Annotated in this window: 19 protein-coding genes; 9 read left to right on the top strand and 10 right to left on the bottom strand. The window is 51.4% G+C overall.

What is annotated here, in order from left to right; translation table 11 throughout:
* Window positions 1–20 precede the first annotated feature (20 nt).
* On the bottom strand, window positions 21–770 hold the full coding sequence (rlmB, locus tag Q4C79_RS01390) for a 23S rRNA (guanosine(2251)-2'-O)-methyltransferase RlmB (protein WP_303089245.1): 750 nt from the start codon (window positions 768–770) through the stop codon (window positions 21–23).
* A 190-nt stretch (window positions 771–960) separates the two neighbouring features.
* On the opposite strand from rlmB, the gene Q4C79_RS01395 reads away from it, so the two are divergent.
* Window positions 961–2703, top strand: coding sequence for a potassium/proton antiporter (locus Q4C79_RS01395; protein ID WP_303089246.1), 1743 nt, complete (start codon window positions 961–963; stop codon window positions 2701–2703).
* A gap of 159 nt (window positions 2704–2862) precedes the next feature.
* Here the strand turns inward: Q4C79_RS01395 and crcB are convergent, their stop codons facing one another.
* Together crcB and Q4C79_RS01405 are read right to left on the bottom strand one after the other, a co-directional pair.
* Window positions 2863–3243 (bottom strand): fluoride efflux transporter CrcB, encoded by a 381-nt coding sequence (gene crcB / locus Q4C79_RS01400; protein WP_303089265.1) that lies wholly within the window; start codon window positions 3241–3243, stop codon window positions 2863–2865.
* Between the two features lie 20 nt (window positions 3244–3263).
* Window positions 3264–3953 (bottom strand): energy-coupling factor ABC transporter permease, encoded by a 690-nt coding sequence (locus Q4C79_RS01405; RefSeq protein WP_303089247.1) that lies wholly within the window; start codon window positions 3951–3953, stop codon window positions 3264–3266.
* 186 nt (window positions 3954–4139) lie between these two features.
* Between Q4C79_RS01405 and Q4C79_RS01410 the strand changes: the two genes are divergently transcribed.
* Entirely contained in the window at window positions 4140–7304 is a 3165-nt protein-coding gene (locus tag Q4C79_RS01410) for a DNA translocase FtsK (RefSeq protein ID WP_303089248.1), read from the top strand.
* 275 nt (window positions 7305–7579) lie between these two features.
* Here Q4C79_RS01410 and Q4C79_RS01415 read toward each other — a convergent pair whose 3' ends face one another.
* The 3 genes from Q4C79_RS01415 to Q4C79_RS01425 form a co-directional block, all read right to left on the bottom strand.
* Entirely contained in the window at window positions 7580–8821 is a 1242-nt protein-coding gene (locus Q4C79_RS01415) for a multifunctional CCA addition/repair protein (RefSeq protein WP_303089249.1), read from the bottom strand.
* Between the two features lie 15 nt (window positions 8822–8836).
* Complete coding sequence (locus tag Q4C79_RS01420) at window positions 8837–9190, bottom strand: hypothetical protein (RefSeq protein WP_303089250.1); 354 nt, start codon at window positions 9188–9190, stop codon at window positions 8837–8839.
* Window positions 9191–9329: 139 nt separating this feature from the next.
* Window positions 9330–10079 carry a nitroreductase family protein gene (locus tag Q4C79_RS01425; RefSeq protein ID WP_303089251.1) on the bottom strand — a complete coding sequence of 250 codons (750 nt, stop codon included), beginning with the start codon at window positions 10077–10079 and terminating at the stop codon, window positions 9330–9332.
* A 204-nt stretch (window positions 10080–10283) separates the two neighbouring features.
* On the opposite strand from Q4C79_RS01425, the gene Q4C79_RS01430 reads away from it, so the two are divergent.
* Window positions 10284–10505, top strand: coding sequence for a YdcH family protein (locus tag Q4C79_RS01430; protein ID WP_303089252.1), 222 nt, complete (start codon window positions 10284–10286; stop codon window positions 10503–10505).
* A 67-nt stretch (window positions 10506–10572) separates the two neighbouring features.
* Here Q4C79_RS01430 and Q4C79_RS01435 read toward each other — a convergent pair whose 3' ends face one another.
* On the bottom strand, window positions 10573–11805 hold the full coding sequence (locus tag Q4C79_RS01435; protein WP_303089253.1) for a uracil-xanthine permease family protein: 1233 nt from the start codon (window positions 11803–11805) through the stop codon (window positions 10573–10575).
* Window positions 11806–11940: 135 nt separating this feature from the next.
* Window positions 11941–12564 carry an outer membrane lipoprotein chaperone LolA gene (gene lolA, locus Q4C79_RS01440; RefSeq protein ID WP_303089266.1) on the bottom strand — a complete coding sequence of 208 codons (624 nt, stop codon included), beginning with the start codon at window positions 12562–12564 and terminating at the stop codon, window positions 11941–11943.
* A 500-nt stretch (window positions 12565–13064) separates the two neighbouring features.
* On the opposite strand from lolA, the gene Q4C79_RS01445 reads away from it, so the two are divergent.
* The 4 genes from Q4C79_RS01445 (at window position 13065) to Q4C79_RS01460 (ending at window position 17882) form a co-directional block, all read left to right on the top strand.
* Window positions 13065–15494: a hypothetical protein gene (locus Q4C79_RS01445; RefSeq protein WP_303089254.1), complete on the top strand. Its 2430-nt coding sequence runs from the start codon at window positions 13065–13067 to the stop codon at window positions 15492–15494.
* 235 nt (window positions 15495–15729) lie between these two features.
* Complete coding sequence (locus tag Q4C79_RS01450; protein WP_303089255.1) at window positions 15730–16347, top strand: DUF4230 domain-containing protein; 618 nt, start codon at window positions 15730–15732, stop codon at window positions 16345–16347.
* 22 nt (window positions 16348–16369) lie between these two features.
* A complete protein-coding gene (gene tpx, locus Q4C79_RS01455; protein WP_303089256.1) occupies window positions 16370–16864 on the top strand; it encodes a thiol peroxidase in 495 nt (164 codons plus the stop codon).
* A gap of 151 nt (window positions 16865–17015) precedes the next feature.
* The gene (locus tag Q4C79_RS01460; protein WP_303089257.1) at window positions 17016–17882 is read left to right on the top strand and encodes a phosphoribosylaminoimidazolesuccinocarboxamide synthase; all 867 of its coding nucleotides are present in this window, start codon (window positions 17016–17018) and stop codon (window positions 17880–17882) included.
* 140 nt (window positions 17883–18022) lie between these two features.
* Here Q4C79_RS01460 and Q4C79_RS01465 read toward each other — a convergent pair whose 3' ends face one another.
* Complete coding sequence (locus tag Q4C79_RS01465; RefSeq protein WP_303089258.1) at window positions 18023–19363, bottom strand: anaerobic C4-dicarboxylate transporter; 1341 nt, start codon at window positions 19361–19363, stop codon at window positions 18023–18025.
* A gap of 471 nt (window positions 19364–19834) precedes the next feature.
* On the opposite strand from Q4C79_RS01465, the gene Q4C79_RS01470 reads away from it, so the two are divergent.
* Together Q4C79_RS01470 and Q4C79_RS01475 are read left to right on the top strand one after the other, a co-directional pair.
* Window positions 19835–20983 (top strand): 5-(carboxyamino)imidazole ribonucleotide synthase, encoded by a 1149-nt coding sequence (locus Q4C79_RS01470; RefSeq protein WP_303089259.1) that lies wholly within the window; start codon window positions 19835–19837, stop codon window positions 20981–20983.
* Window positions 20984–21135: 152 nt separating this feature from the next.
* A complete protein-coding gene (locus Q4C79_RS01475) occupies window positions 21136–21624 on the top strand; it encodes a GNAT family N-acetyltransferase (RefSeq protein WP_303089260.1) in 489 nt (162 codons plus the stop codon).
* Window positions 21625–21909: 285 nt separating this feature from the next.
* On the opposite strand, the gene Q4C79_RS01480 is transcribed toward Q4C79_RS01475, so the two are convergent.
* Window positions 21910–22608, bottom strand: a complete 699-nt coding sequence (locus tag Q4C79_RS01480) for a carbonic anhydrase (protein ID WP_303089261.1) — start codon at window positions 22606–22608, stop codon at window positions 21910–21912.
* Between the last annotated feature and the right edge of the window lie 295 nt (window positions 22609–22903).

Raw genomic sequence — 22903 nt, forward strand, 5'->3', positions numbered from 1 at the left:
AAGTATATGTTTTTAAATATTTAAGTTTTTTCGATCAGGCTGCGCTGGCGGCGGGTTTCGCTCAACACCATGCCTGCCGATACCGATACGTTCATGCTCTCTACCGTACCGAACATTGGAATGGATACCAACTCGTCGCACAATTCGCGGGTAAGGCGACGCATGCCCTCGCCTTCGTTGCCCATTACCCAAGCCACACTTTGCGGCACGCTGTAATGGTGAAGATCCGCTACGCCTTCCATATCCGTGCCCACCACCCAAATACCGTATTCTTTCAATTCGCGTAAGGTACGCGCCAGATTGGTCACCGTAATATACGGCACGGTCTCCGCCGCACCGCAGGCTACTTTGCTGACGGTAGCATTCAAACCGGCGCTTTTGTCTTTCGGCGCAATCACCGCATGCACTCCCATCGCATCGGCAGTACGCAGGCAGGCACCGAGGTTGTGCGGATCGGTAATGCCGTCCAGCACCAGCAACAAAGCCGGCTCGCTCAAATTTTCCAATACGTCTTCCAAATGAACATGGTTTTTCGAAGCATCGATAAAGCCGACCACGCCTTGATGGCGCGCCCCCTTGCTGATGGTATTCAACCTATCGGCTGCGGCAAAATGTACGCGCACGTTTTCGCCCGCCGCTTTTTCCAATACTTCGCGGGTACGCGCATCGTTTTTGCCTTCTTGAATATAAAGCTCGGTAATGCTTTTCGGGTTTTGCCACAATCGGGCATTGACGGCATGAAAGCCGTAAATCAGTCGCTGGTTCGCCATGAGGTTTATCTTTCACAAAAACAGCGTACATTATAGCAGCTTGCCAAACCGTTTAACGCCGTTAGTTTTCCGGTTGCATAATGCCTGTCTGAAAAATCGGCCGCATTGGGAAACTGCCTTCGGAAGCAAGCAAATAATGGTAGAATCGCGTGTTTAATGTTTTTGATCACAATAACAAGGATAACGGATTGTGGACGGTGTCAATTTCTTATTTCTGATTACCGCTTTGCTGCTGTTTGTCAGCGTAATAGCGACCCGGGCGTCAACCAAACTCGGCATGCCGCTGTTACTGGTATTTCTCGGCGTCGGCATGCTCGCCGGCGAACAAGGCATAGGCGGCATCAAGTTCGATAACTACTCCGCCGCCAACACCATCGGCCAGTTAGCACTGGCCGTGATTTTGCTCGACGGCGGCTTGCGCACCAATCTTTCCAGCTTCCGCATCGCACTCAAACCCTCAGCGGTACTCGCCAGCTACGGCGTAATCGCCACCGTTGTCCTGCTCGGTATTTTCGCTACGCTCTTTCTCGGCGTAGACTGGAAACACGGCATGCTGATGGCCGCCATCGTCGGCTCCACCGATGCCGGCGCAGTATTCTCGCTGCTGCGCACCAGCGGCGTGCGCCTCAACTCACGCGTAATGGCCACGCTGGAATTGGAAAGCGGCTGCAATGATCCGATGGCGATTCTGATGGTTACCGCCCTGATTATGATGATTATGCAGCCGCAGGAAGCCGACGCGCTCACCATCGGCTGGCTGCTGGTCAAACAACTCGGTCTCGGCCTGATATTGGGCTGGCTGGCCGGCAAAGTGCTGGCACGCCTGTTGGCAAGAATCCGGCTGGCCGACGGCCTCTACGCCCTGTTGGTCGCTTCCGGCGGCCTGATGCTGTTTGCATCTACCAACTTATTAGGCGGCAGTGGCTTTCTCGCGGTATACCTGGCCGGTGTTTTTATCGGCAATTCACACACCCGTGCGATCGAGCACGTATTCAATGTGATGGACGGCTTGGCCTGGCTCGCCCAAGCCAGCATGTTCTTAGTACTCGGTCTGCTGGTTACCCCCAGCCGTCTGCTTGACCACGGTGTAGACGCATTGGTAATCGCCTTTTTTCTTACTTTGGTGGCTCGACCGATTGCGGTATGGACCAGCCTCAAATTCTTCCGCTACACCCAACGTGAAAAAGCCTATATCAGCTGGGTAGGCCTGCGCGGCGCGGTTCCGATCACGCTGGCGATTATGCCGCTGACCATGGGTGTACCACAATCCGAGCTATTATTTGAGGTCGCCTTTGCCGTGGTGATTTTATCGCTGATGATTCAAGGCTCTACCATTTCGGTGGTTGCCCGCCTACTCAAAGTGGTGCTGCCGCCGCGCCCCGAACCCTTATATCACCGTGAAATCTGGTTATCGGACGCCCTGGCCGTATCACTGCAATCGTTTAAAGTCGGCGAAAATTCCGACGCCGAAGACAGCCATCCCGATGTAATGACGCGCAATCCCGAATTCAACGAAGGACGTTTATTTGCCCTGATCCGCCGCGGCGAAACCGTACCGGTAGACATGCAAACCAAAATGGCTGTTAACGATATTGCTTGGTATGTATTGCCGGAAAACAAAGGCAACGCGTTTGCCGAACAATTCAGCGCCCGCAGCGATACCGCCACCGAACAACAATTCTACGGCGAATTCATCCTCAACCCCGACATCAAAGTGGGCGACCTTGCCTTCGCCTACGGCCTGCACCTGAATAATGTCGATGCCGAGCAAACCTTGGTAGAACTCTTTATCAAACGTTTCGGCAGCGTGCCGGTTTCCGGCGACCGTATTCATATCGACGGCTTCGAAGTAACCGTAAAAGAATTGGACGAGCGCAGCCAGATCAAAACCTTCGGTTTGAAAATTCCCAACCGGCAAGCTTCGGTTTCATAACCATGCCTGTCTGAAAAATATTTCAGCGTGCAAAATCTTTTCAGACAGGCATACTCAAGCTTCGTACCAACATTCGGCAGAGATAACCACCCGGATTCATAGAAATAAAAATGCCTGTCTGAAAAAATTTTCAGACAGGCATTTCGATTTCAGAATCCCTTACCCGCGCCACGCATGCACACACCAAATACCCAAAGCGGTTAACACCAGCGAGCCGAACAAATGTAGCGATACGGTCACCGCCGCATCCGCATAACGCTGCTGCTGCATCATCGCCACGATTTCCAGCGAAAACCCCGAAAAAGTAGTCAACCCGCCGAGAAAACCGGTAACCACCAAGAGCCGCAGCTGCGGCGTGATGCCCGGCCAAACACCGTCCAACCCGGCAAACACGCCGATAGCGAACCCGCCCAACCAGTTTGCCACCAAAGTACCCGCGGCAAAAGCCGTTGCCGCATCAGCCAACAACAAACCCAATCCCCAACGCAAACACGCGCCCGCTGCCGCTCCTAAAGAAACCGCCGCAATATTGGCCAACATTTCATCCGCCCCCATCATTATTATTTCCACAAATCGCTCTGCCGCTGCAAATAATGCTTATCATCAAAGGTCGCCAACAATTGCGGTGCAAACGCCACAAAAATCGCCGTCAGAAGGCCGCTCAAAAACGCCTCGCCCCAGGTAATCAGAAAAAAAACCATAAACGCCGTCGACCATAAAGGCACATCCGCATAAATATTGGCCACATCCAAAAGCGCGATTACCACCGCCCCGGTAATCAGCATAGACAAAGCCGCCGCAAAAAACCCGTTGATAAAAATATAGATAAACAAATGATGCGGCAATTTTCGAGCCGCAAAGCCGCGTATCGCCCAACATACCGCCACCGGCGTCAATACCGTTGCCAAGGCATTGATGCCCCAAACCGGCAACGCCCCCCAACCCTGCAACAGCGTCAGATAAGCAGCAAGCAGCAAACTGCCCAACCAAAACGCCGCTGCCGCATCCAGCATCAACGCCACCAAGCTCAACCCCAACAGATGATAAGTCATATCATGCAGATGACCTTCCGAAACCCCGGCGCGCAAAGACCATAATACCGAGAGAATCAGCACCGATACCGCCACCGCCCTGCCGTTGGTCCTCATCGCAGCAAAAGCCGGCCGCACCGTTGCCAGCAACAACAATGCCCATACCAACCAAGCCGCCGCCAACCAAGGCTTAGGAAACCAATCCGCCAAAAAATTCATCTTATATTCCTAAAATCGCATGCCATTTACCAGCCCATTATATAACGCAGGGCAAACGGCTGCCCAAACCACTTGTTTGCCCATCTGCCTATCTGCGCGTGCAAACAAATAGAATAAAAAACGAAAACAAGATAAAATACCGCCTTTATTTTGCAGACCCTTCAAACGAAAGCCGCAGTTAAAACCATGTTGTGGATCCTGTTGTTTCTGATTTTGTGCATCATCGCTTCTTTGCTGTGGGTGCGCCACCAGCAAGACCGTGAATGGCAGCGCGAAGTCGCCTATTTCCGCCGCCACGAAAGCGGGCGCCCCGCCCCTTTGCCCGAAAACGTCAAAGAAGCCCGCGACATTCGCGGCGCCAACCCTAATCTGCAAAACAGCCGCAGCAACCAAAAAGCCGCAGAAGAAAGCCGTGCCGTTTATACACGCACGGTAGAAAAACTGCGCGAAGTCGCCCCCAAACGCAACCACCAAAAGCTGGACGCCCTGCTCGGCAAGCTTGATCCCGATGCGCACAGCGTTGATGAATTACCGATTTTCGCCGGTACCGCCGATGCCGAGAGCCTCTCTTTTGCCGAAGTGCCGGAATCCCCAAACAGCCGCCATGCCGCAGCCAACCGTTTGCGCCAAACCGTTGCCCAACAGCAGCAACAGGTACGTACTTCGGATAACAATATCTCCATCGGCTCTTATCTGGCCGACTCCGCCAACCATAGCACAGCCGGGAAAACTTCCGAAACCGATTCTCCGATCATTACCGCTGAGGAATTGATGCACCCCGCCTCGCTGCCGCATTTCCACCGCCATGAAGTGGAGATCGTGGAATTCGAACGTGATCCCGAAATGCTTCGTACACCGAAAAAACCGGCCGCAGACTTGCCGGTGATTACGCTGGAAGAAGCGACCCGTAACGTTCATCCGGTTTCCGAAGCACCGCAGCCGGTATTGGCCAGCCGACCGGTAAAAACCATTACTTTGGATGATCCTGCCGTCGAACGTACCCGAGCCCGCACCATCGCCGAGGTTAATAAACTCTATCAGGAAAACTTCCGCCCCGAATTACAAGGCTTTCGCCACACACCGCGATCCGCCCGCCTGATTGACGAATCGGATATTCATTCCAACCTGCAATGGCAGCAGCTCGGCCATTACAGCCGCCAGCAAGAAAACTTCTCTTCCTTCAATGTGCCCGAGATTATTCCGGCAGATGAAGTTTTTGCCAATCTGGCTCGCAACAATGCGCCCGGAAGCCGCCGTTTGCGCCGCCAAACCACGCCTGCCCCGCAAAACAACGGCTGGCCGTCTACGCAGGTGGAATCGTTTGCCGCACCTGCCGACTTGGTTCGCCCCCGTCCGATGGTGGCCGCCGGTTTGAACAAACCGTCGCGCCCGCCTTTGTATCAGCCCTCCCGCATGCCGGCTGCTGCCGTTAAAACCAATCCGGCACCCGATGCTACGGTAGTCGAACCGCCGCCGGTTCCCGAAACGCCCGCGCCGCAAATCGATATTCCGCCGCCGCCCGCATTCAGCGAACCGCCGCAAACCCACCTGCCCGAGCCGCCGCCTCCGCCGCCGGTGAATGCACACATTACCGATCATCCGGAATGGTCGATCAGCGACCGCTTAATCAGCGAATCGGAAGATGATGTTCACCCGTTCCCATCATTCGGTTGGGAATCCGATACCTCTTCATTTCAGGTTTCCGATGAAGAATTAAACAGCAGCGGCTATCCGGCTTTTATCGAAAACACCGAAGCCGATGAGGCCTTGCTTAACGACATTCAAGCTGCCGTTAACGCTGATCTCACCGTCCCCACGTCGGCCGCTACAACACATCATCATGCAGAAGAGCCGGCTTTCGGTACTCTGCCCGATGTTTCACTGCTGATGCCGCCGCAATTCGACAGCAGCGCTACCCAATCGGAAGAAGCCCTGTTGGAAAACAGCATTACCATTGAAGAAAAACTCGGCGAATTCAAAGTGAAAGTCAAAGTGGTCGACGCCTATGCCGGCCCGGTGATTACCCGCTACGAAATCGAACCCGATGTCGGCGTGCGCGGCAATGCGGTGCTTAATCTGGAAAAAGACCTGGCCCGCTCGCTCGGCGTCGCCTCCATCCGCGTCGTAGAAACCATTCCCGGCAAAACCTGTATGGGCTTAGAGTTGCCCAACCCGAAGCGGCAAGTGATACGCCTGTCTGAAATTTTCAATTCGCCGCAATTTCGCGAAAGCCGTTCCAAGCTCACTCTGGCTCTAGGCCAAAACATCATCGGCGAGCCGGTGGTTACCGATTTGGCCAAAGCGCCGCACCTTTTGGTTGCCGGCACTACCGGTTCCGGCAAATCGGTGGGCGTCAACGCCATGATTCTGTCGATGTTGTATAAAGCCTCGCCGGAAGACGTGCGCATGATTATGATTGATCCGAAAATGCTGGAGCTTTCCATTTACGAAGGCATCCCGCATTTGCTGGCGCCGGTGGTTACCGATATGCGGCTGGCCGCTAACGCATTGACTTGGTGCGTTAACGAAATGGAAAAACGCTACCGCCTGATGAGCCATCTGGGCGTGCGCAATCTGGCCGGCTACAACGAAAAAATTCTGGAAGCCCAGCAACAAGGGCGCAAAATCCGCAATCCGTTCAGCCTGAATGCAGATGATCCCGAACCGCTGGAAAAACTGCCCTTCATTGTGGTGGTGGTAGACGAATTTGCCGATTTGATGATGACCGCCGGCAAGAAAATTGAAGAACTCATTGCCCGCATCGCCCAAAAAGCGCGCGCATCGGGCATCCACCTGATTCTTGCTACCCAACGCCCGAGCGTAGACGTGATTACCGGCCTGATTAAAGCCAATATTCCCACCCGCATCGCCTTTCAAGTTTCCAGCAAAGTCGACAGCCGTACCATCTTAGACCAAATGGGCGCGGAAAACCTGTTGGGCCAAGGCGATATGCTGTTCCTGCCGCCGGGTACCGGCTACCCGCAACGCGTACATGGCGCCTTTGTACAAGATAACGAAGTGCATGCCGTGGTCGATTTCCTCAAGCAAACCGGCGAACCGGATTACATTGAAGATATCCTCACCGCAGGTGTAGGCGGCGATGATATTTTCAGCAATGCTCCCGGAGCCGCCCGCGAAAACGAGCGCGACGAGTTATACGACGAAGCTGTTGCCGCCGTCATCAAATCGCAAAAGCCAACCATTTCCTCGCTGCAACGCTTTTTACGCATCGGTTATAACCGTGCCGCTACTTTAATCGACCAAATGGAGGCCGACGGCATTATTTCCCCGCCGGATCACGCCAACAAGCGCACCATCCTCGCGCGCCATAACGAGCAGTTGGACGGTTGATATCCGTTTAAAACAAAAAAGCCAATGCCTGTCTGAAAAAAATCTGCACCAGCACTTTTTCAGACAGGCATTGTTATGAATTCAATCATTTAAGTCCATATGGCAAATTCACTTATTCGAACCAGTTTCCGTCGTATCCAAGCTTGACGCGTGCGTTTTCTTAAATTGATTTTCTATGTAATGCTTTATTTAACAAAGACATCTGAAACCACGATTCAATATGATGCCGATTGATCAAAGCATAGCAAAAGAAGTTTTACAAAGATCTGTGTTTGTTAATGCTGCTCTTTCGACTGCTGACGGTAGGCCTGTTGCAAAGGAGTGATGGCAGCCAAACGGGCGCGGTCTATGGCTTCGGAAATCCGTTGCCTGTCACCCGCATATTCCGCAGCAATGGCGGCGCTGTTTACCGATGCGGCGGCGGCGAGCAAGGCGAGCCAATGTTCATACTGCGGATAGGGACTGTTTTCTTTGCCCAAACGGCCTTGCTGATCCGCCAAGCAAACGTTTAATGCCTGTCTGAAACGTTCGGGGCGACGGAATGCATCGGTTTTTTTTAATGTATTCAATACGGTGGCCGGTTTTTGTTGGGCGACGCTGTGCAACATGATGTGCCAGCGGCAAACCAGCTCGGCCAACTCGGCGCAGGCTTTCGGTACCCGCCAGCGCCGGTTGACTTCACGCACCAACGGTAGGCCGGCCGCATCGTGACCGTAATGACTGGGCAAAATATCGGCCGGCGTGAGTGCTTTTCCCAAGTCGTGCAACAGTGCGGCATAGCGTTCCGGCAGGCTCAATTGCAAAGCGGCGGTACGTTGCAACACCATTAAGGTGTGCACACCGCTGTCGATTTCGGGATGATAGTCGGCACGTTGAGGCACGCCGAATAAAGCGTCGACTTCGGGCAGAATCACCCGCAAGGCGCCACAGCTGCGCAAGGCTTCCATCATGCGCTCGGGATGTTCCTCCATCAGCCCTTTGGCCAACTCCTGCCACACGCGCTCGGCCACCAATGCATTGGCTTCTCCGTTGTCGACCATCTGCCGCATCAGTTGCAGTGTTTCGGATGCGATTCGAAAACCATAGCGGGCGGCAAAACGGGCGGTACGCAAAATGCGCACCGGGTCTTCGGCAAATGCGGGGGAAACGTGGCGCAAGATGCCGTCGGCCAAATCTTGGCGGCCGCCGAAGGGATCGATCAGGCGGCCGTGTTCGTCTTCCGCCATGGCGTTGATGGTAAGATCGCGCCGCAATAAATCCTGCTCGAGGGTAACGCTCTTATCGGTATAAAAGCTGAAACCGGCATAACCTTTGGCGGTTTTGCGCTCGGTGCGCGCAAGGGCATATTCTTCCTTGCTTTTCGGATGCAGGAAAACCGGAAAATCAGCGCCGACCGGTTGGTAGCCGGCAGCGAGCATAGTATCGGCGTCGGCGCCGACCACCACCCAGTCGCGGTCTTTTACCGGCAAACCGAGTAAGGCGTCGCGTACGGCGCCGCCAACCAGATAGATTTGCATGATGAAGGTATGTCGTTATTTAAATAAAGAATCGTATTGCATCAGGTGGTCGATTGCCTCGGCCAATTGGTCTTCGTTCAGACTGGCTTTTAAATCGCGAGCCAGATCGCGCAGGATTTCTTCGCGCAAAGCTTGTTCCAATCTTTCGTCTGTGCTTTGGGCGGCGATTTTCATCCGTACGCGCAACTGTTGTTCGAAATCATCGCTAAACAGCGACGCTTCGGGAGTAAACACAAAAGGCTCCTGCATCAGCGGCATCTGTTCCCAAACGCTGTCGTTCAGCGGCCACCATTCGCTACGGCCTTCCGGCATAATGAAATGGTTGCCGATGCCGTAGAGATGTCGGAAGATTTTAAGCTTCGCCGCCATTTGCAAATGCCTGTCTGAAAATAGAGAGCCTGTTTGTGTTTATTTTTTATATAGCGGATTAACTTAACTTTCGCTACGGCGTTGCCGCGCCTTGCCGTACTATTTGTACTGTCTGCGGCTTGCTGCCTTGCATCGAAAATTAATTAAATCCGCTATACCAATTGAGCCAACCCATGCGCTGCATCAGCTCAATATTATCGGGAGCATAAGGATTGCTGTAAAAACGGGCGAATTTTTCACGATACGGTAGTTTTTCGCGTGCTTCGCCGAAATCGGTCATGGTTTGCTCGTAAGCCGCCAGATTGTCCAATAAGGTTTCATCGGAAGGATAACGGTTTTCGGCATAAACGGCGGCGCGCGGCAAGCGCGGTTTGAGGCGCATTTCCACCGCAGGGCTGCCGATGCAGAGACCGAACAAGGGGAAGGTGTGTTCGGGCAGTCCCAGCAATTCGACCAATTGCGGTGCAATCAAGCGGATGCCGCCGGTAAAACAGGTGGCATAGCCAAGGCTTTCGGCGGCAATCAGCGCATTTTGCGCGGCCAACGAAGCATCGGTAACCGCAGTCATAAACGCATCGGGCGTGCCGGCGGCGGCAAAACTGCCTTCATAAGCTTGCCGACACAAATCGGCCTTATGCAGATCGGCAATAAAAATCAGGTAAAGTGCGCATTCGGCGATTTGCGGGTTATTGGGTTGCAGCTCGGCAATCTGTGCGCGTAATGCCGGATCGGCGATATTCAGCAAAGTATAGTGCTGGCCGTTCATCCAAGAAGGTGCCTGCTGGGCGCAGGCGATGATGGTGTCGACGGTATCGGTCGCAAGAGTTTCGCCGCGTTGGAATTGGCGGTAGGTACGGTGATTGAGCAATTGCTGGATGATCGGGTTCATGTGTTAAGACTTTTCTAAAAAGGTTCGGTTGAGATTGTAGAGCAAAATAAGCATTGGGTTAAGCAGAATACTTAAGAATGTAGTGGCGTGAAACCGCGGCTTTGTTATAATAAAGATAAATGGAACAAGGGGCGTACCATAGCAATCGATGTTCGTTCCATGCTTTGTAATTTTTGTTTTCTTAATAACTTATGAGGATAAATTATGTTTCCCGAATACCGCGATTTGATCACCAAATTAAAACAAGAAGATGCACACTTTGCCCGCCTGTTTGACGAGCACAACGAGCTTGACGACAAGATCACCGGCCTGATCAATAACGAGGTTACCGCCGTTTCGGCCGCCGAAGAAATCGAAGACCTCAAAGTAAAAAAATTGGCACTGAAAGACCAATTGTTTGAAATCCTGAAAAAAGCTTCCGCTTAAATCTGATTGAATAAAAATGCCTGTCTGAAAACTTTTTTCAGACAGGCATTTTTTATTTACTAATTGATCAGGTATTTTCGTTTACTTTATGAATCTCTTCCCGGTTAGGCAGCAGCATGTTAAGCAAAATCGCCAGAATGGCGCACAAACCGACACCGGCAAAACTGATGCTGCCGGCTTTGATAACCATGCCGCCGACGCCTGTGGTTAACACGGAGCTGACAATCACCAGATTTTTCGGCTGCATCAGATCCACTTTGGCATCGATCAGCGTTTTCAAACCCAAAGAAGCAATGGTGCCAAAGAGCAAAATCATCACGCCGCCCATAACCGGCAATGGGATTGACGCCAAAAACGCATTGAATTTGCCGAAAAAAGCCATGCAGATAGCGAATACCGCCGCCCAAGTCATGATGAACGGATTACTGTTTTTGGTCAGCATCACCGCGCCGGTTACTTCACCGTAAGTGGTTACCGGCGGGCCGCCGATTAAACCGGCCACGCATACGCCCAAGCCGTCGCCGCCCAAGGTTCTGTGCAGGCCGGGGTCGGCCGCGTAATCCTTACCGGTTACCTTGCCGATGGCCATCACGCCGCCGATGTGCTCGATCGCAGGGGCAATCGCTACCGGCAACATAAATAAAGCTGCTTGCCAATTCACTTCCGGGCTGTGAAATTCGGGTACGGCAAACCACGGTGCCGCCGCAATACCCGAAGTGTCTACCAATCCCATCATCCAGGCCGCAACATAGCCGCTGGCCACACCGATTAAAATCGGAATCAGCTTCATCATTCTGCTGCCGAACACCGCCACCAACACGGTAATCGCAAAGGTAAAGCCCGAAAGCAGCAGCGCTTGGCCGTAGTCCACCACCTGCTTGCCGCCGGCTTGGCCCATCGCCATCTGGCTCGCTACAGCGGCCACCGACAAACCGATGACCATAATCACTGGGCCGATCACGACCGGCGGAAGCAATTTGTGAACTGCCGCCAGCCCGCGCCACTTAATCAATGCGGCGAAAACGAAATACATAAAACCGGCGGCAAACAGGCCGAACATGGTTGCGCCCATGCCCCATTCCTGCATGCTGTAAATAATCGGGGCAATAAAGGCAAAAGAAGAGCCGAGGAAAATCGGCACTTTAAAACCGGTGGTAAATTGGAACAGCAAAGTGCCGATACCGGCGCCGAGCAGGGCCATGGCGGGATTTAAGCCGGTGAGCAAAGGCACCAGAACCATGGCGCCGAAGGCGACAAATAAAATCTGCGCGCCCGAAACCGCTTGTTTGAAATGTTGCATGGTAACGCTTTCTTTACACAAAACTGCAGAATTATAACGCTGGCCTTATCGTTTTGCACTGCTTTTATATTTGGGCGCAAAAATGCCTGTCTGAAAAAACTTTCAGACAGGCATAGGGTGATGTTTGGTTGCTATTTAACGGCTCAACACGTCCACACCTTTAGGCGGGGTGAAGGTGAAAGTGCTGCGCGCCAAACCCGGTTTGGTGTTGATATTATTGAAAGAAATCGCGGTTTCGTTGCCGAAGCTGTCTTTCAGCTGCATGCTGTTGAGCACATCGCCTTTAAAACCGATGCGGATGTATTTATAGCCCGCGTTATTTTTCTTCGGCGTAGCCAATACATAATCCACGCCGCCGGCAGAGCCGTCTTCTTTCAGGCTGTAGCTGGCGTCCAATGCGGTTTTGTTCGACAAAATCGCCGCCGGGCTGTCGCCGATGGTTTGGTTTTGGTTGGACTTGGTTACCTGTTTCAAATCCACATCGTATAACCAGATGGTTTTGCCGTCGCCGACAATCACTTGTTTATAAGGAGTGGTGTATTCCCAGCGGAAAAGGCCGGGGCGTTGGATTTTGAAGGAACCGCTGGCGGTTTGGGTTTTCTTTTTGTTTTTAACGGTTTGGCTGAACGAGCCGCTCAAGCCGTCGGCATCGCTGTTGAATTTTTTCAGGGCATCGATTGCACCGGCCTGCGCGAAACCGATGGTGCCGGCCAGTGCCAGGGCAGAAAGGGTTTTCAGCGAAAAACGTGTATTCATCATCATTCCTTTTGTGGTCTTTTCATGTGCAGGCCGCCGGAAAGGACGGGCTGCGTGTGTATTATGAACGCGAACGGCGCACGAGGTTCGCCCGCTAAATCGTGTAAACCGCGTGAAAATAAAAAATATTCATTATTTTCATATTGTTATTTAATTTTTCCGTGATTTGTTTTCACATTAATTTAACTGCCCAGATGTCGCAAAAAGTGTATTTACAGGAATTTCAGCATTTGTAAACCTGTTTATACACAAACCGCCGTATTTTGACATGGGCTTATGCCTTCAGGCAAACGGCAGAATGAAATGCCTGTCTGAAAAAACAAATACAATCATGAAATTGTATATAGATAGATGATTACTTCAGAATAATAAATCGATTGTTATCTTAATAAAAAACAGCTTTGCAAAAAACAGTTTTTTTAACTAAAATATACCTTCCCATGCTTAAATTAACTTTTTAGCATGAATTTTTAATTAGAACCAACATCTACGGAGAGGCGAGAATGGCTCGAAAAAACAGTAAATCGATTCATCAGCATGATTTTAATAAAGCGGCGGCAAAGAAGCCGGAAATTACGTTAGAACATATCGGTAATTTCGGCAAAACCGTTCAGACAGGCATTTGGGATGCCGGTAAAAAAGGCGCCGCAAAATCCAAACCAATCAAATTTTCAGATTACGGCCACGGCAAATACGCTTATGATGCGCTCTTTGGCTATTCCGGCAAAGGCAAACACGGTAGCAAGCATCATCACGATTTTCCCCGCAAACCGGTGGCTGAAGAATGCCTGCCCAATCCCAAACCGCAGCCGGAGCCGAAACCGGTTTTCAGCGACGACGATGAAAACGTAACGGCAACAAGCAATCAATTGCGCGGCAACGTACTCGACAATGCGGTTAATCCCGATTATGCGGTATTGAAAATCGAAGGTTTCACCATCAACGGCATGAAATACCAGCCGGGCCAAGTTGCCGGCCTCTACGGTATCGGTACCTTCGTATTAAATGAAGACGGCAGTTATCATTTGTCGGTAGAAGGCCAACGGGTGGCCACCGCAGTGGTGCCGCCGATCAGCTATACCGTAAACAACGGTACGGTAAGCGACCAATCGGTACTGAACATCACCCTAGCCGACGGCGTAAGCGGCGAAGCTTACCCGCAAGCCGATAAAAAAGCCTGCACCTGCATCAACCTCACCCATACCGAAGTTTTGGACGGCCGTATCGACAGCGGCAACCTTTTGAGCGGCCAAAATTGGGAAAACGGCCACAAGCCCTATGTTTCCGGCTTTACCGTTTACGGCGTGTATTACGCCAGCGGCCAAACCATTACCCTCGCCAACATCGGCGACATTACGGTAAACCGTGACGGTTCCTATGTGATAAACGCTTATGCGCTTGCCAGCGAAAAAGCAGCCCTGCCGGATATCGCCTTTACCGTTAGCAACGGTTACAGCGCTTCTTCCTCCACGCTGCATTTGAAAATGACGCAAGATGCGCCCTCGGATGCCGACGAATCATTGACCACCAGCGAACGCAGCGCCATGGGTAACGTATTGGCCAACGCCAGCCACCAAATCACTTCGTTTGAAATCGAAGGTGCCGTTTACCAACCCGGCCAAACCGCGCAAATCGACGGGGTAGGCGCGTTTACCCTGAATGCAGACGGCAGTTACGATTTGGCCGTAGGTGGCTTGATAGCCGGTGAAGTTAAGCTGCCTGTTATCAACTATACCGTTAGCAACGGTTTTAAAACCGATTTGTCACAATTGAATCTGACCCTGAACTATCCGGCGCTGCCCAAAGCAGTACTGACCGACGGCGATGAAAACGTGAATAACTATCCCCTCACCACAAAAAATCTGCTGGCCAATGCCAGCAACCTGATTAACGGCGAGCAGGCAGGCGGAGTATTCATTACGGAATTCGAAGTAGACGGTTTGCGCTATGCGGCAGGCAAAATCGCCCAACGTGATGGCGGAACCTTACAGATTAATGCCGACGGCTCTTTCCATTTTAGCGACAATGCTTCCCTTTTGAGCTATACCGATACGGTAAAATATACGGTAAGTAACGGGGTAGATACGGTTACATCCACTGCGAAATTTGATTATACCTATTTTGGGAAGGAAGGCTTGGTAGGTTGGTTTGGCGGCGATCCGTTAGGACCTGATCAATATAGTGTAACGGAGGGCGATAACCGCACAGGTTTGCCTAGCGAGCTAAACGGCAGAGCTTATTATTCCGACTTGGTAATCGGCGATGCCTATCAAGGCGACGCACAAGACAATGTGATTAAAGGCGGTGACCGCGTATTGCAAAATCCCAGCGATATTTTGGTAGGAGACCGCTTGAATGTTGGCAATCTGGCTTGGGAGGTAGGCGGCGTAAGCTTTAAAGGCAGCGATTTTGCCAATGCCAAAGAGGCGATTGTCGGTTATCTGAAAGCCAATAATTTCAATGATTCGGGCATGGTCGGGTATATCAATGATTCGTTTTGGTGGGAGAGCTATACCGAAGCACAAATCATTGATTCGCAGGTTTACGGCTTTGTGAAAAACCATTACGCCCAATTGATGGATACCAGCAGCCAAGGCGGCAATGATGTGCTGATTGCCGGCAGAGGCAGCGATATTCTGATCGGCGGTGCCGGAAACGATACGCTGACCGGCGGAGAAGGTAAAGACAACTTCGTTTTCACCATCAACAGCAATAGCGGCCATGACGTGATCACCGACTTTACAAAAGGTTACGACAAAATCACCTTTACCGATTTGGTGGATACTTCGCAATTGATCTGGCAGCCCGATTTGCGCACGCTGGCCTTTACCGGGGTACAAGACGGTAAAGTTTACGAAAACAGTATCTATATCCAAAACGGTTCGGTGGATTTAACGCTGAGCGACTTGTTGGGCAAAACCGAAACGGTTTGATTAGTTTGATTTAATGGATAAATGCCTGTCTGAAACATTCAGACAGGCATTTTTTTGTTATAGCGGATTTAATTAACTTTCGATACAAGGCAGCAAGCCGCAGACAGTACAAGTAGTACGGCAAGGCGCAGCAACGCCGTAGCGAAAATTAATTAAATCTGCTATATAAACCGATAATTTTTTCTTTTATTGATTCGCAGCTTGAAAAATCCAGTTTGTCCATTATGTTGGCCTTATGAAAAAAATTTTATCTTTTTTATTGTTTGCCGTATTGTTGGTGCTGGCAGCCGCAGGCGGTTGGTATTATGCTCATTCCCAACAGCAGCAAACAGCAAAACCGGTGCATCAGGCCATCAGCCGCGAAGGTGTGCTTACCGAAATCAAGCGCTTGAACCGGCTGGAAAGTACTGCTTTTCATATCGATACCATCATCAAAACGGAAAAACAGGGTAATTGGTATATGCTCTGGCAGGATGCGCAAACCGGTCTTTTTATGGCACGCGGCCAGGTAGTGGCGGGTGTGGATTTGGATAAACTCACCGTTGAAAACGTACAAATTGTCGGCGACACGGTCATACTCAGCCTGCCGCCGGTAGAGATTTTGAATGTGAATCTGGATAATATCGATGTTTACGATATTAAAACCGGTTCGCTGGGTTTAACACCCATAGATAAAACCGTATTTCAGGAAGTTCAGGATAAAGCCAAGCAGCAAGTATTGGAGAGTGCCTGCAAAGCGGGTATCCTTGGCTTCGCGCAAGCTCAGGCGCAAACCCAATTGGAAACATTGTTTGCGCTGGCACAAACCAAAGTTTCGGTTTACCCCTCGTCCTTGCCGCCGTGCAAGGCTTAACACCTTAAAGAAAGGAATGTTTATGTCTCAAGTTACCCTGAAAGGCAACCCGGTTGAGGTTAGCGGCACTTTTTTGCAAGCAGGTCAGACTGCACCGGATTTTAGTTTGGTAACCGGTGATTTGTCGGAAAAAAGCCTGAACGATTTTGCCGGCAAGCGCAAAGTACTGAACATTTTCCCGAGCGTGGATACCGGCGTATGCGCGGCTTCGGTGCGTAAGTTCAACGAAAAAGCCACTTCTTTGGATAATACGGTGGTATTGTGCATTTCTCATGATTTGCCGTTTGCTCAATCCCGCTTTTGCGGTGCCGAGGGTATTGAAAACGCCATCATGCTTTCCGCTTTCCGCAGCAATTTTGCGCAAGATTACGGCGTAGCCCAAACCAGCGGCCCTCTGGCCGGCCTGACGGCACGCGCGGTAGTGGTATTGGATGAAAACAATCAGGTGTTGTACAGCCAATTGGTACCGGAAATCACCGAAGAGCCGGATTACGATGCGGCATTGGCGGTTTTGTAAGCATTACCACAGCCGCTTAAGTTGATTGATTAGGAAAACGCATGCTTTCGGGTATGCGTTTTGTTTTCCGCACAGCCGGAAAATACCCCGAAGGCAGGGTAAAATTTGTTAGAATAAACGCTTTGGCGAACACTGTATAAAGAAGGTAATCATGGCCGATATCAGCTTGAAAAAAATCTATTCCGGAAAAGTGCGCGATTTGTATGAAATCGATGAAAAGCGCATGCTGATGGTCGCTTCTGACCGGCTTTCCGCATTTGATGTGATTCTCGACGACCCGGTGCCCGGAAAAGGCGAAATCCTGACCCAGATTTCCAATTTTTGGTTTGATAAACTGGCGCATATTATGCCGAACCACTTCACCGGTGATACCGTTTACGATGTATTGCCGCAGAATGAAGCGGAATGGTTGGCCAAGCGTGCGGTGGTGGTCAAGAAATTAACGCCGGTAAAGGTGGAAGCGATTGTGCGTGGCTATCTGGCCGGCAGCGGCTGGAAGGATTATCAGAAAACCGGCGCGGTATGCGGCATCAGCTTGCCGGAAGGCATGCAGGAAGCACAGCAATTGCCCGAGGTGATTTTTACGCCGTCTACCAAAGCCGAAGTGGGCGATCACGACGAAAATATCAGCTATGAAGCCTGCGAAAAAATTATCGGCAAGCAATTGGCGGCAGAAGTGCGCGAAAAAGCCATCCGCCTCTACAGCGAGGCGGCTGCCTATGCAAAAACCCGCGGCATTATTATTTGCGATACCAAATTCGAATTCGGTATAGACGAAAACGGCGTATTAACGTTGATGGATGAAGTATTAACTCCTGATTCCAGCCGTTTCTGGCCGGCCGACCAATATCAGGTCGGTACCAATCCGCCCTCTTTCGATAAACAGTTTATCCGCGATTGGCTGGAACAAAGCGGATGGAACAAACAAGCGCCGGCGCCGCGCGTACCGGCCGAAGTGATTGATAAAACGGTTGCCAAATACCGAGAAGCGCTGCACCTGCTGACGGATAAGGATTAAGCGATATTTTTCAAGCGGATCAACTTAACCCGGCCATGGCCTGCTGGCTGATAAAAATAAGTTTCCGCTCAAAATAACCCCCGATGGAAAATGCCTGTCTGAAAACACTTTTCAGACAGGCATCATATTGCAATGCTACTTTAAATCAGCATAGGCGCCACGATAAAACCCAGCGTTACCGACAACACAATCGCCACAATGCCCGGAATCAGAAACGAATGGTTGAAGACAAAGCGGCCGATGCGGGTGCTGCCGGTGTCGTCCATCTGCACCGCACCCAGCAAAGTCGGGTAAGTCGGCAATACAAACAAAGCGGAAACGGCAGCGAAACTGGCCACCAGAATTTCCACGCCTTCCGTATGAGACGGCGTGATGCCCAGCGCCAGAACCACCGCCGGCATCAAGGCTTTCGCCGTTGCTGCTTGCGAATACAATAGCATACTGGCGAAAAACAGCGCCACCGCCAGCAGCCACGGATAAGCGCCCACCAATGCCGAAGCGGTTTCCTTAACCGCTTCGATATGGCCGGCGACAAAAGTATCGCCCAGCCAAGCCACGCCCAATACACACACGCAGGCGGCCATGCCCGATTTAAACGTCGACATCTCCATCAGCTTGCCGGTATCCAAACGGCAAGCCAACACAATCAACGCCGCAATCAGCATCATAAAACTGACAATCGCGCCGTCCCGCGGCAATACCGGCTCCTTGATTATTCCCAGCGCCGGCGAAATCAAACAAGCATAAACCACCACCGCCAACACGCCCAGCGTAAAAATTAATACCGATTTTTTTGCACCGGCCGGTAGTTCGACCCGTGTATCCTCCTTGATGGCAGGCGAAACCAATCCTTCCTTCACCCGCCGCTGATATTCCACATCGTTAGACAAATCCAAATCGCTAAATAAGTTGACGCACAATGCCGTCAACATACACGCAGCAAAAGTGGTGCTGATCCAAATCAACAAAAGCTTGGGATAAGACACCCCCAAAGGCTCGAGCAAGCCGCTCATAAACACCACTGCCGCACTCACCGGAGAGGCGGTAATCGCCACCTGAGATGCCACCACCGCCACGCTCAACGGCGCAGACGGCTTGATGTTTTCACCTTTGGCCACTTCCACAATCACCGGCATCATCGAATAGGCGGTGTGGCCGGTACCCGCCAGCAAAGTCAAACCGTAGGTAACCGCCGGAGCGAGAAAAGTGATGTTTTTCGGATTCCGCCGCAAAATCCGTTCGGCCACCCTGACCAGAAAATCCAAGCCGCCCGCCAGCTGCATTGCAGAGATCGCAGCGATCACCGCCATGATGATCAAAATCACATCAGAAGGAATATGCCCCGGCTTCATGCCCAAGCCCAAAGCCAGCACCACCACACCCAAACCGCCGGTATAGCCGATGGCCATGCCGCCCAAGCGTACTCCGAGGAAAATGGCGCCCAGCAAAACCGCCAATTGCAAAATCAGAGAAACATCCATAAAACATCCTAAACTGAAATAAAATTAGATTTAAAAGCGTAACCTTTCGGCAGAAACCGCCTACAGCGCCATAGAACTTAATAATCAGCTTCTAAAATACGTTTTTACAATTCATAAAATTACAAAACGCATTATAACCAAAATTAAGATGAAATTTTACTACAGTAACGACAAAATCATTTTGCTTAAATCAACTTTTCATGCATTTGCGACTGGCGGGCAAGCTTTCGATTAGCCGTGTATTTTGTTAAAATCACGCTCCGTTCTCCGGTTTGACGGCGGAAAACAAACTTAGCCTTATCTTGTTTCCTTATTACTTTGGATTAGCTGTCACTTTTAAAGCCCGCTGAAATATTTTTCAGACAGGCATATTTCGCAACAAAAGTAAGTAAGGAAACAAAGCGGCGGCAAGCCGTAACCAGCAGCTCCACATATTTAAATATTTCGTTTGACCATATTCCGGGCCACCCAATGACCACACCCATCCTCCCTCCCGCCATGCTGGGCATCCTCGGCGGCGGCCAACTCGGCCGAATGTTTACCGTTGCCGCCAAAACCATGGGCTACCGCGTAACCGTGCTCGATCCCGACCCCAACGCCCCCGCCGCCGAATTTGCCGACCGCCATTTGTGTGCCGCATTTGACGATCAAGCCGCTTTGGCCGAATTGGCACAATGTTCCGCCGTTACCACCGAATTCGAAAACGTCAATGCCGATGCCATGCGCTATCTGGCGCAACATACCGTGGTTTCCCCCAGCGGCGATTGTGTCGCCATTGCGCAAAACCGCATTCAGGAAAAAGCCTGGATACAAAAAGCCGGCCTGCAAACCGCGCCCTATCAAGCCATCCGCCAAACCGCCGACATCACCGCTAAGAGCGCCGTATTGCTGCCCGGCATTCTGAAAACCGCTACCTTGGGCTACGACGGCAAGGGGCAAATCCGCGTAAAAACTTTGGACGAATTAAAAGCCGCCTTCGAGCAACACGGCCTAGTCGATTGCGTATTGGAAAAAATGGTGGATTTACGCGGCGAAATTTCGGTAATCGTTTGCCGTTTAAACAGCGACAACGTGCGCACTTTCGACCCCGCCGAAAACATCCACGAAAACGGTATTCTGGCCTATTCCATCGTACCCGCCCGCTTGAGCGCCGATCTGCAGCAACAGGCGCAGCAAATGGCACGCCGCTTGGCCGATGAATTGGATTATGTCGGCGTATTGGCGGTAGAAATGTTTGTCGTCGGCGATACTCACGAATTGATTGTGAACGAAATCGCCCCGCGCCCGCACAACAGCGGCCACCACACCATCGACGCCTGCGCCGCCGACCAATTCCAGCAACAGGTACGCATCATGTGCGGCCTGCCGCCGGCCGATACCCGCCTGCTGTCTTCTTGCTGCATGGCCAATATTCTCGGCGACGTGTGGGGCGCAAACGGCGAAGAGCCGAACTGGCTGCCCTTGCAAAACCATACCGCCGCCCATCTGCACCAATACGGCAAAAAAGCCGCCCGTGCCGGCCGTAAAATGGGGCATTTCACCGTGTTGGCCGCCGATTCCGAAGAGGCCTTGGCTACCGCGCAACAGCTGCACCAAAGCTTAACCTCACTTGCCAAATAATGTTCAGACAGGCATATTGTTCATAACATGCCTGTCTGAAACCAATAACAAACATAAGCACCTTGCCCCGAAAATATTACCCGTCTGATTCACCACCACCCGCGCTTGCCGATAACCGCGGATAAGCCAAGCCATCAGGTTCGGAGTCTGAAATGAGCCTATTAACCGTTTTACGCCCCGCTTTGCCCAGCGATTGCGACCACATCTACACCGCCCACCGTTACGCGGTGCAATACACCTGCGACCAAAGCTATGACCGCCGCGTGTTGGCCGCCTGGAGCGCCCTTTTGCGCCCGGAAAGTTACCGCGAAGCCCTGAACGATCCCGCCAAAGTGGTTTGGGTGGTCGAATACCAAAGCAAAATCCGCGGTTTTTTTCAAGTCGATCTAAAAGAAGCGCAACTCGACGCCCTATATGTACACCCCTTCGTCCACAACCGCGGCCTAGGCACCGCCCTGCTCACCCGCGCCGAAGAAATCATCGCCCATGCCGGCTTCGGCTTTATGAAACTCTATGCCTCGCTCAATTCCGTGTCTTTCTACCAGCTCAACGGTTATAAATCGCTGGGCGAAGCCATTCTGCCGCTCAACCGCGACGTATCGGTGAAATGCGAACTGATGCGTAAGTATTTGGATTATTGAATCTTTCGCATGTGTATAGCGGATTAACTTAACTTTTGCTACAGCATTGATGCGCTAAAGCTCGAAGAGAACGATTTTGTAAGCCGCTAAAGCGGCAACAGAATCGGTTCCTTACTACTTGTACTGTCTTCGGCTTGCCGCCTTGTATCGAAAATGTGTGAATCCGCTATAGTTCAAATACCGAAAACAAAATGCCTGTCTGAAAATTTTTCAGACAGGCATTTCTTAAATATAGCGCATCGAACATACCCTCTAAAACAACCGCCGCGCAAGCCGATGCCTGTGTCATTCTGCCTTAATGACAATTCGCGCGTTCAAAGGTTGTACTGGGCGATTATTCGGGTAGCCTATCATTTTTGCCATCGCCTTAATCTGCTCTGCGCCCGCTTCGACCGGCGTTTCCAATACCACCCAGTTCACCCCTTCGCTGCACGGCGGCGTGGTGAGCGAGCCGTTCAGGCGGAAATGGCGGCGTTCGGCCGGAAACAACGCATTGATATCCAACGGTGAGGCCGTTTGAACCGACTCCCCTGTTTTCAAGCGTTTGGCCAGAATCTGCTCCAGCGCAGGGTTGTTTCGGCCTTCTCTAAACAGCACCGTCAGCACGGCCAACTCGCCCGTACTGCTTTGGTGCACGAAATGGGCTTCCATCGGGAAATGGCGGTGGTTGAACGTGTGCTCGCTGGGCGTGTGGAAGTGGAACTGCTTCAACTGCATTTTCTTGCCGCCGATATCCAGCGTTTCACCGCCGCCCTCGGGGGTAAGCTGAACCGTATGGCCGTTGTTTTCGATACGAAAACGCGCGGGCTGATAGCGGAAATCTATGCTGTTGCCCGAAACGTGAATGGCATTGGTTAAATCCACCGGCGACTGGTTTTTGCCCTTGCCGCACATGGCAAACGCTTCGCTCAGCTCGCCCCAATGCGCCGGGCTGCTTTTATCGCCTTCATACGACCAATGCGGATGCGTTTCGGCGGCAGCCAAGCCTGTTGCGAGCCAAGCGAAAAGATAATATATTTACAATTCATTTTAAAACCCTATTTATCTATATGAATAAATATTGAATTATAGTTATTTAATATATTATCGTTAATAAGATTTAATTGACCTCCGTCAAGCCCGATCCAACTACTTTAGGCTACTTTTTCAAATATCCATCGAGCCGGGCCTAAGCGCCTGCGATTGCCGTTAACACAAAAATACCCGGGCAAAGCCCGGGTATGATTATTTTATAGTGAGTTAAAATAAGAATTCCAAACTTTACTCCCCCCCCCTTACC

Origin of the sequence: Neisseria sp. (assembly GCF_030523955.1) — a bacterium.
Taxonomy (GTDB): domain Bacteria; phylum Pseudomonadota; class Gammaproteobacteria; order Burkholderiales; family Neisseriaceae; genus Neisseria.

Bases quoted from the DNA above. Each gene is read 5' to 3' on its own strand.
- rlmB (WP_303089245.1), bottom strand. From the start codon at position 770: ATGGCGAACCAGCGACTGATTTACGGCTTTCATGCCGTCAATGCCCGA.
- Q4C79_RS01475 (WP_303089260.1), top strand. From the start codon at position 21,136: ATGAGCCTATTAACCGTTTTACGCCCCGCTTTGCCCAGCGATTGCGAC.
- Q4C79_RS01420 (WP_303089250.1), bottom strand. From the start codon at position 9,190: ATGGCGGCGAAGCTTAAAATCTTCCGACATCTCTACGGCATCGGCAAC.
- Q4C79_RS01425 (WP_303089251.1), bottom strand. From the start codon at position 10,079: ATGAACCCGATCATCCAGCAATTGCTCAATCACCGTACCTACCGCCAA.
- Q4C79_RS01410 (WP_303089248.1), top strand. From the start codon at position 4,140: ATGTTGTGGATCCTGTTGTTTCTGATTTTGTGCATCATCGCTTCTTTG.
- Q4C79_RS01415 (WP_303089249.1), bottom strand. From the start codon at position 8,821: ATGCAAATCTATCTGGTTGGCGGCGCCGTACGCGACGCCTTACTCGGT.
- Q4C79_RS01445 (WP_303089254.1), top strand. From the start codon at position 13,065: ATGGCTCGAAAAAACAGTAAATCGATTCATCAGCATGATTTTAATAAA.
- Q4C79_RS01460 (WP_303089257.1), top strand. From the start codon at position 17,016: ATGGCCGATATCAGCTTGAAAAAAATCTATTCCGGAAAAGTGCGCGAT.
- Q4C79_RS01435 (WP_303089253.1), bottom strand. From the start codon at position 11,805: ATGCAACATTTCAAACAAGCGGTTTCGGGCGCGCAGATTTTATTTGTC.
- Q4C79_RS01465 (WP_303089258.1), bottom strand. From the start codon at position 19,363: ATGGATGTTTCTCTGATTTTGCAATTGGCGGTTTTGCTGGGCGCCATT.
- Q4C79_RS01470 (WP_303089259.1), top strand. From the start codon at position 19,835: ATGACCACACCCATCCTCCCTCCCGCCATGCTGGGCATCCTCGGCGGC.
- tpx (WP_303089256.1), top strand. From the start codon at position 16,370: ATGTCTCAAGTTACCCTGAAAGGCAACCCGGTTGAGGTTAGCGGCACT.
- crcB (WP_303089265.1), bottom strand. From the start codon at position 3,243: ATGTTGGCCAATATTGCGGCGGTTTCTTTAGGAGCGGCAGCGGGCGCG.
- Q4C79_RS01450 (WP_303089255.1), top strand. From the start codon at position 15,730: ATGAAAAAAATTTTATCTTTTTTATTGTTTGCCGTATTGTTGGTGCTG.
- lolA (WP_303089266.1), bottom strand. From the start codon at position 12,564: ATGATGAATACACGTTTTTCGCTGAAAACCCTTTCTGCCCTGGCACTG.
- Q4C79_RS01405 (WP_303089247.1), bottom strand. From the start codon at position 3,953: ATGAATTTTTTGGCGGATTGGTTTCCTAAGCCTTGGTTGGCGGCGGCT.
- Q4C79_RS01430 (WP_303089252.1), top strand. From the start codon at position 10,284: ATGTTTCCCGAATACCGCGATTTGATCACCAAATTAAAACAAGAAGAT.